The organism is Providencia sp. NPDC089933 (assembly GCF_049545585.1).
Classification (GTDB): domain Bacteria; phylum Pseudomonadota; class Gammaproteobacteria; order Enterobacterales; family Enterobacteriaceae; genus Providencia; species Providencia huashanensis.
Map to the genome: position 1 here is coordinate 86,525 of NZ_JBMWDT010000017.1, position 9,112 is coordinate 95,636.

Below are 9,112 nucleotides of genomic sequence, written 5' to 3' on the forward strand. Positions count from 1 at the left end.
GTAAAATAATGACAACTCAAACCGTTAATTCGCAGAAAATTGAATTTGATAAAGTGATCAGCGACATTGTTGATTATGTAGTGAATTACCCCATTGTCTCTGATTTAGCTTACGATACGGCCTATCATTGCCTGTTAGATACATTAGGTTGTGGCATGGAGTCGCTCGAATACCCCGCTTGCAAAAAATTGCTGGGCCCTATCGTCCCCGGAACAATCGTACCTAATGGCACAAAAATTCCTGGTACACAGTTTCAATTAGATCCTGTTCAAGGCGCATTTAATCTCGGTACAATGTGTCGCTGGTTAGATTTTAACGATACTTGGCTTGCCGCTGAATGGGGGCACCCTTCTGATAACCTAGGGGGGATTTTAGCAACAGCAGATTGGTTATCGAGAGAGAACATCAGCAAAGGAAAACCGCCATTAGTGATTAGAGATGTTTTAACCGCAATGATTAAAGCCCATGAAATTCAAGGTTGTATTGCGCTAGAAAACGCCTTTAACAAAGTGGGGCTCGACCATGTTATTTTAGTTAAAGTAGCATCAACCGCCGTTGTTGCTCACATGTTAGGGTTAGAAAGAGAACAGATCCTAAATGCAGTTTCTCAAGCGTGGATTGATGGTCATAGCTTACGGACTTATCGACATGCGCCCAATACGGGCTCGCGTAAGTCATGGGCAGCCGGTGATGCCACATCACGAGCAGTTAGGCTTGCGTTAATGGCTCAAAAAGGTGAAATGGGCTACCCAACCGCTTTGACTGCTAAAACATGGGGCTTCTATGATGTTTTGTTTGATGGGAAACCACTGACTTTTCAACGTCCTTATGGTTCATATGTTATGGAAAATGTTTTATTTAAAATTTCCTTCCCAGCAGAATTTCACTCACAAACAGCAGTTGAAGCGGCTTTACAGCTCTACCAAACGCTATTGAAATTAGGCAAAACGGCGCAAGACATTGAGTCTATCGCTATCCGTACACATGAAGCATGCATCCGTATTATCGATAAAAAAGGCCCATTGCATAACCCTGCTGATCGCGATCATTGTATTCAATATATGGTGGCAGTCCCATTAATTTTTGGTCGCCTCACCGCTGCTGACTACGAAGACAATATTGCAAATGATAGTCGTATTGATGAACTACGGGCAAAAATGCACTGTTATGAGGACCCTAATTTCACGCAGGATTATCACGACCCAGAAAAACGTTCGATCAGTAATGGGGTAACCATCACCTTAAAAGATGGCCAAGTGCTAGAAGAGGTCGTAATCGAATACCCTGTCGGCCACAAACGTCGTCGTAAAGAGGGAATGCCATTATTATTACAGAAATTTAGAATAAACTTGGCAAGACAATTCCCTGAAGCCCAGCAACTACGTATTCTTAAAGCATCCCTTGATAAACCACTATTGGAAAAAATGCCGGTGAATGAATATATGGATTTATTTGTTATTTAATATTGTTTTTGTAACTGTTTCCGTCCTCTAATGTGAACAGCACCTCAAAAGTTGGACGCCATTAGTCTGGCTTTTGGGGTGTTTTTTTATCTATTAAATACCGTAAAATTAGGCTATTACGTATAAGTATCAAAATAAAAATTGGTAACAGGTTTGGCTGGTATAAATTTTGTTAGGTTGAACAAGTGAATCATATTGCTCCCCCCATTCTGGATGATTTACCGCATCTGGAGGAAACTGTGTAGCAAGTACCACACCTGAATAGGTTGTATAGGTCTGGCTTTTTCCTGATACTGCAACTAAATGATTGCCACTATAAAGCTGAAGTGCTGGCATAGTGGTCGCAATATTTAATTTCACATCCCCATTAGGTGACCCAAGTGTTGCGACAGTTTGCACTCCATCCGTAAGGGTTTTATTTAACACTAATGCGTGGTCATACCCTCCGACGTGCTGTTGTTCTTCATCTTGTAAAAAATGAAACCCAATACGCTTACCCTGACGAAAGTCAAAGCTGGTTTCTGTTACATCACGCCACTCCCCCGTAGGGATACCATCATGAGTGATTGGCAAATAGGCATCGGCATGCACTTGTAAATCATGTTCGAGTGCTGTTCTTAGCGAGTCTTCCCCTGCTAAATTAAAATAAGCATGGTTAGTGAGGTTAACAGGGCCATAATCTGTTGATTGATATTTATAGTCGATAATGACTTGATTTGTTTCGGTTAATTCATAACTCACTTCAATATAGAGACGACCAGGAAAGCCTTGATCTCCCTCAGGAGAGGTCAACACAAAAACCGCTTTCTGTGGACTAGGTTGAAGAATTCCCCATATACGATAACTAAAATTATCTTTTCCACCATGCAAGCAGTGATTACCTTGATTATTCGATACTCGATAATGTTGCCCATTAGTAGTGAACTGTGATGCACAAATCCGGTTAGCGACTCGCCCAACTGTGGCACCGAGGTATACACCTTGCTCCATATGCTTTGCCATATTGGGGGCTCCCAAGATGACATCCCTTTTCCCTGTCGCTAAAGGCACTACACAGCTAACCCAACTGGCACCGAGGCTCGTTAAGATAATTTTCATCCCATTTTTATTGGTTAGAGCGATAACTTTTGGCGTTCGGAGCATCTGACATTGTTCTTGAGTAAACTGCATTTTTCCCTCAATTATTCAGTATTAACCCGTATAGTTCGCTAGGCGGGTGTCATCATTAATGCATATTGTTTGGAAACAACCTGCTGATTTTCCATTTGTAACTCATAAAGTGCAATAACTTATTGTTAAGTTTCTAATTCATATTAGCAACAAAAAAGCCGAGCTATTAAAAGCTCGGCCTTATATAAAAATAGATTAATTCATGGTGGTTTAGTGCTTATGGTTTTTATCATATGGGTCAAGATGGGTCATAACATCTAATATTTGCGGGTTTTCCATCAATTTTTTCCGCACATTCACTGCAATATCATGGCCTGCGGTAATACTCATATTGCCATCAAGTTCTAGGTGAACATCCACTAATAAAAAATCACCTGATTTACGGGTTTTTAAATCATGATATCCAGATAACTCATTAATACCCTCTAAAACAGTGCGAATTTCTTGTAATGTTTCTTCATCAGCGCCTTTATCCATTAGGTCTTGCATCGATTGATTGGTGAATTTAAACCCCATACGAAAAACGAATGTCCCAACAATCAAAGCGGCTATTGGGTCAAGGATCCGCAACCCACATAAGCTACCAACAATACCAACTGCAACAACTAATGAAGAGGCAGCGTCAGAACGCGCATGCCATGCATTGGCAACTAACATATTAGAATTCACTTTTTTCGCCACATACAACATATAACGAAATAAGCCCTCTTTCGCGACTAAAGCCACTAAAGCTGCAACTAATGCAATCATATGAACTTCAGGGATCAGTGCTGGGTTCAACATCTTTCCAATCGCTGACCACACCATTCCCACACCGACCACTAACAAAATAATCCCTAAAATTAATGAAGCTCCATTTTCATAACGAAAATGGCCATAAGGGTGGTCTTCATCCGGCTTTTTGTGGCTTTTTTTATTCGCAATAAGTACAACAAAATCTGCAACCAAGTCAGATAATGTATGAATACCATCAGCAATTAACCCCGAAGAGTGTGAAAAAATACCAATGATTATCTGCCAAATCGACAACAGCGTATTCACCACCACACTGATTAGTGTGCTTTTCTTTGCCGCTTTGAATTTTGCTTGTTGCGTTTCAAACTCACTCATTTTATTAGATGAAGTATTTTTTATATTCATAAAATATATTCTTTAATGAAAAACAAAATAATTATCATTCAGATAAACCTTTTAAATCAATAAGTTAAAAATGATTTCTCTGTATGTTCTCACATTCTTCGTTTAAAGTCCCATTATTAATTGTAAATAAAGCTTTTAACTAATAATAATTACCCTTTCTTTTTATTAAGTTAATAATATTAAACTTGCAAAAACACGATAAATGCGCATTTAATAGCATTTGTTACTTTCTATTTAACTTATAGTATATTGTAGGTAAGCCACTATAATTAATTTTAAATGACACTAAATGAGGTAGCTATGTATCAAAAAATCCTAGTTCCTATTGATTTGTTAGAAGATGAATTGAATCAAGAGATCCTCAAACACGTAGAAGCGTTAGCGCAGCTAGGCTCACCTGAAATTCACTTTCTGTCTGTAATCCCTAGTGTCGAGTTGTTTTTTGGTATTGAAATCGCAGCACTACCTGAAAGCCATAAAGATTCCGCTGAACGTTCAATTCTGGCGATGCGCGCACTTGAAGAAGTCATAAAAGACATCAAAGTTTCCGATAAGCAAATTAACTGTAAAGTCAGTATCGGCTCAGCTAAAGATGAAATATTAGATTATGCGCAAGAAATTAACGCAGATTTAATTGTGGTCGGTTCACATCGCCCAAGCACTTCAACCTATCTATTGGGCTCTACTGCATCCGCTATTGTGCGCCATGCTAAAACTTCGGTATTTGTTATTCGTTAAATATTTTCTGATAAAAAATGCCGCAATATGCGGCATTCTTTTAATTATTTTTTGATGGAATCCATTAGCTTACCATCGGTTGACCAAACTCGGTATTTAACTTGCATATCTGATGGCGTATAAACCACGATTGGCAGCTTACTGTTATAACGCATAAAAGCGTCATCGCCTAATTGTGTGGAAACAAAACGGTCTTTCGCAGGTTCAGGGCAGCCCATCATAGTAGAGGCAGGGCCTTTGACTTCATCTAGTTTATAGTAATCATATCCCCAGCCTTCCAATGTTTTTTTATCCAGATCTCCCATAAACCATTGGCGGTTACAATCAGCTTTGATGGTTTTCCCAATGACTAATTCAACCATAAAGTCATTTTCATTTTGTTGATTGGCAAGTTGAATGACATGACGTGTCATACCTGATTCTGCTTTTGGATATGGCGCGATCTTTTCCAACTCTTCCGTTGCTACTGCACAAGATGAAATCAGTGCCGCTGCCATTACAGATAAAATCGCTTTCTTCATTATTTATTCCTATTTCAGAAGATAAAACCAATTAAAAAAACCATACTTGGCTATATGTTAAGTTATTTACACCATAATTATCACTATGGATGATTCTTAATTACAAAAAAATAAATCACCCCCAGTATTAACGTAATCATACTTAATTTTAGTAGAGTGATCATAAAAATGATAAAAATTATGTAAATTACCCCCTATTTTAATGCACAACAGCTAGGCACTGATTATACTGAACTTGAGGCTTAATACATTCTGAGGAGGTAGTATGTTATCAGCAGATCAAGATTTAGTTTCAAAATTAGTATCTACACATCCCCGTTTTCAAACTCTTTATGAAAAGCATCATCAACTCGACAAAGAAATCAGTAAGCTCGAGGGCCCTTCAGGCGCAGGTTATAATGAACACGTAGCCAAACTGAAAAAAGAAAAATTACATCTTAAAGATGAAATGCAAAAAATAATGTTGTCGAATAGGTGATCAGCCACTTCACCACAACGATACTAGCTCAGCTTTCTCTGCCGCTTTTATAAAAAAGTGAGACTTTAGCTAAGCAGTTAATATGACTTTATTTGGCTGATATTTTAAGCCGCCATTAAGTTATTAATACTTTCTTATTTAAGAGGGTAGCTTATTACCCTCTTTTTCAGCCCTCAGTAAAATCCACCGCTTTCTTGAACACCATCAATAAATTACTCAATAATTTATCGTTAACTATTCATTACACCAATAAAGTTGTATATTAAATGTATGTTTACTGTAATAGAGGACTTGTTATGGCTGGCAAACGTATTAATCGGGAAATTAAAACAATTGAAAAGATGATAAAAATCTATGAAAAAGCACACCCAGCAACCAATGATGCCCCCGATTATTATCAAAAACTCTATTTTTATGCCGTAAATCGACTAGAGAAGTGCCGTTATGGTGAAATAAAGCCCGCCTGTAAACAATGCCCTATCCATTGTTACCAACCAAAAATGCGTGAACAAATGAAGCTAATCATGCGTTGGGCTGGCCCAAAAATGCTTATTCATCACCCAATACTCGCGATACGCCACCTTCTCGATGACCGTAAACCCGTCCCTGATTTGCCACCTAAGGTTAATAAGAGAGCAAACTCTAAAGAAAGTTCATAATAAGCGAATACAGTAGATTCCACTTCATTGCATTAAAAAAGCAATATAACCCCCATCGGCAGATTATCACTAATCTTCTTATAATGATTAAAGAGCCTTACCATTATCAGTTTGTATCTATAATCCCCCCTTTAGCAATATCCTACTGTAATTTTTGAAATTTCTTCAGTGGGCTATTTGTTGCTAAAAATCTCCTTAATAGGCCATGCCCTATGCAAAAATTTATAAAATGTATTTTTTTTCAGTAATGATGGATATCTAAAAAATAGTAACCCTTAAAAACTATTTATTAAAATCTATATTTATATAACCTATCAAACCTATCAGTTTTGCCTATTGATTAAAAAACAAGATTAATGTCTCAATTTCATCCCTTTTACCCCACTTTTAATAAAAAACATCAATCATAGTGATTGATATTTTTAATAACTCAATGTAATAACATTAGTATTGATAAAATAAACTTATCAATACTACTTTTAACGAGTTTTATAGTCATTATTAACATACCTATAATTAACACTAATTCCTATAAAATGACAAACAAGCATTAAATTGAAAAAAACTCACATTACGCGTAACAAAACAACAAAATATTAACATCCAGATGACTTTAATAAATTAGAATAATATTTCAGATAAATAACAAAAATATAGAATATTATAAAATCCCCTCCCACAAAACAACGGAAATACCTTTCAAATAAAAGGAAAGGCTCGAAAAAACCATGTTTTGAAACATTTTTTAATATTTAAATTTACAGTGTGACATAAAAACAATCGATAAATATAATTTCAGCCTTACTAGTAGTAGCGACTTTAGATATCAATAGAAGAAATAGCGTGATGTTTAATTTCGCTAATTACATTTGGAATATTTAAATGAGATTAATAAGGTGTCAATTATGCAAATTGAAAGTAACTTAAACCAACAGGTTATCAAACGAATAAGTGTAGATAGTAGTATGTCTCATAATATTATGGATTTTGCGACAAAAGGTATTTTTATTGTAGAGAAAGGTTCACTATTATTAGAAACTCCAGCTAACTTACAAACCTTAAACGAAGGGGATATCTTATATCATAAGCAAGGTTCATATTCCTTGCAAATGACTGATCCTTCAGTAGATTGCCAATTACTTTGGATAGCTTTAGATGATAAGTTTTTACGTGATTTTATTGCAACACATGGCTCTCAATTAAGCGAAATAGAGCGAAATGAGACATTCTCAAGTGACATCATTAAATTTACCTCATATTCATTAATTGATGATATTAAAAATAGCCTGAACTCATTTATCGATCATGAATATCCTGAAGTAATTGTTTCCCTTCGTGTAAGTGAATTACTCTTATTATTAAGCTACAGTGAGCAAGGCGCTTTATTATTATCTAATTTTAGGCAACTCAGTAGCCGACAAGCGGAACGTTTGCAATTATTTATGGAAGCCAATTACCTTAAAGAATGGAAATTAAGCGAGTTTGCACGAACGTTTGGTATGGGGTTAACGACCTTTAAAGAATTATTTCATACTGTATATGCTACATCACCACGCTCATGGATCAGCGAAAAACGAATTATGTATGCACACCAATTATTAGTTAACACTGCAATGAGTATTGTGGAAGTGTCAATGGAAGCTGGCTTTTCTAGTCAATCCTACTTTACACAAACTTATCGCAAGCGGTTTGGATATACGCCTAGCAGATCAAGAATAGCGGCTTAATATCGCAGCATATCGCGCATAGACACATGCCCTGTCAGTTATAGAAATTTTAGCTTTAACTATAAACTGGCAGAAAGGCACCCTCCGTCGTCCCCCTTTCTAATTAACATCCACTGACTAAATTCCCCCCTAGATTACTGATACCATAAAAAAAGTAGCCTGCCTTTTAATGACAAACTACTTCTCAAGATAATCTTAGGTAGCCGCTAAATTATTTAGCTTTAATAATTTTCAAATCAATAATAGACATTGAATTAGGTGGCACTTCGCCCGGTATCCCTTCAACGCCATAACCGCCTTCTGGTTTGATGTACACTTTAACCATTCCGCCTTCTCCAGCCCGTTCAACAAATGAGTTCAACGGTGTCGGTAACTGGTCATAAGGTAATGTGACTGGGTTTTGCTCAGTATACATTACAGTAACCTTACCATCCGTTAGTTGCTCCCTCATAATAAAAGTAACATCTTTACTCTTAACATTTTTTATCGGTGAGCCGGCCTGAATAATTTTATAATAGGTATTACTATCAAGTTTACTGTATTTTTGAGCGGTAATTTGCTCAATTATTTTCTGGTTTTTCTTCGCGTTTTCTGCAGCTATTACTTTTAAATCTTTACTAGGAAGGGCTCTTCCAGCTAAACCTGCTGTTGAACTTGTTCTTCCCTTCGCTTTTAACGCATCGTTTTCAACTTGTAACTGAGTAATGCGACGATTTAAATCCATTATTTGTGATTTTAATGCATTATCACCGGTTACAGAATTGAGCGAATCTAATTCTCTTTGCAGTTTTTTCAATTTTGTTTGGGCTGCAGCCAACTCTTTTTGTGAATCCACTTTCAAAGTACTGATAAGCTTATTTGCATCAGTGAGTTGCTGCTCAAGCTTTTTACTTTCATTTTGTTGAGTCGCCAATTCTCCCTGAATTGATTTTTTCTCTGCATCTAACTTCGTTAAAGCAACTTCCTTTTGTTTCAACAAGGTAATTTGTTTATTTAGATCAGCAGTTAACTCTTTAATCTGTTTATCATTTGCTTGACCGATCAAAGCGGTTTGTTTTTCCACGTTCGCTTGCAGTTTTTGCAGCTCTGCGTTGGCTTGTTTTAACTGCGCCTGTGCCGTGGCGTAATCCTGCTCATTTTTCTGCAAACGCGCTTGCAGCGCAAGTTGCTGCTTCTCGCTGTCAGTAAACTGTTTCGATAATGCATTTTGCGCCGC

The 9,112-nt window shown here is 36.8% G+C and carries 9 protein-coding genes; 5 read left to right on the forward strand and 4 right to left on the reverse strand.

Features of this window, described 5'->3' with window-relative positions; translation table 11 throughout:
- Positions 1-8: 8 nt before the first annotated feature.
- Positions 9-1,463, forward strand: a complete 1,455-nt coding sequence (locus ACPEH5_RS19695; protein ID WP_071548271.1) for a bifunctional 2-methylcitrate dehydratase/aconitate hydratase — start codon at positions 9-11, stop codon at positions 1,461-1,463.
- A gap of 129 nt (positions 1,464-1,592) precedes the next feature.
- Here the strand turns inward: ACPEH5_RS19695 and ACPEH5_RS19700 are convergent, their stop codons facing one another.
- Positions 1,593-2,633: a galactose-1-epimerase gene (locus tag ACPEH5_RS19700; RefSeq protein WP_423727141.1), complete on the reverse strand. Its 1,041-nt coding sequence runs from the start codon at positions 2,631-2,633 to the stop codon at positions 1,593-1,595.
- 210 nt (positions 2,634-2,843) lie between these two features.
- Positions 2,844-3,773 carry a cation diffusion facilitator family transporter gene (locus ACPEH5_RS19705; RefSeq protein WP_187550098.1) on the reverse strand — a complete coding sequence of 310 codons (930 nt, stop codon included), beginning with the start codon at positions 3,771-3,773 and terminating at the stop codon, positions 2,844-2,846.
- A gap of 300 nt (positions 3,774-4,073) precedes the next feature.
- Between ACPEH5_RS19705 and ACPEH5_RS19710 the strand changes: the two genes are divergently transcribed.
- Positions 4,074-4,511: a universal stress protein gene (locus ACPEH5_RS19710; RefSeq protein WP_042845023.1), complete on the forward strand. Its 438-nt coding sequence runs from the start codon at positions 4,074-4,076 to the stop codon at positions 4,509-4,511.
- Positions 4,512-4,555: 44 nt separating this feature from the next.
- On the opposite strand, the gene eco is transcribed toward ACPEH5_RS19710, so the two are convergent.
- Positions 4,556-5,032, reverse strand: a complete 477-nt coding sequence (gene eco / locus ACPEH5_RS19715) for a serine protease inhibitor ecotin (RefSeq protein ID WP_042845024.1) — start codon at positions 5,030-5,032, stop codon at positions 4,556-4,558.
- A gap of 265 nt (positions 5,033-5,297) precedes the next feature.
- Between eco and ACPEH5_RS19720 the strand changes: the two genes are divergently transcribed.
- From ACPEH5_RS19720 to ACPEH5_RS19730, 3 genes are all read left to right on the forward strand, one after another.
- Complete coding sequence (locus tag ACPEH5_RS19720) at positions 5,298-5,510, forward strand: DUF465 domain-containing protein (protein ID WP_042845025.1); 213 nt, start codon at positions 5,298-5,300, stop codon at positions 5,508-5,510.
- A gap of 296 nt (positions 5,511-5,806) precedes the next feature.
- The gene (locus ACPEH5_RS19725) at positions 5,807-6,169 is read left to right on the forward strand and encodes a nitrous oxide-stimulated promoter family protein (protein WP_042845026.1); all 363 of its coding nucleotides are present in this window, start codon (positions 5,807-5,809) and stop codon (positions 6,167-6,169) included.
- Between the two features lie 905 nt (positions 6,170-7,074).
- On the forward strand, positions 7,075-7,896 hold the full coding sequence (locus tag ACPEH5_RS19730; RefSeq protein WP_042845028.1) for a helix-turn-helix transcriptional regulator: 822 nt from the start codon (positions 7,075-7,077) through the stop codon (positions 7,894-7,896).
- A 211-nt stretch (positions 7,897-8,107) separates the two neighbouring features.
- On the opposite strand, the gene ACPEH5_RS19735 is transcribed toward ACPEH5_RS19730, so the two are convergent.
- Positions 8,108-9,112 (reverse strand): hypothetical protein (locus ACPEH5_RS19735; RefSeq protein ID WP_247602569.1); only part of this gene is annotated, 1,005 nt, incomplete at its 5' end.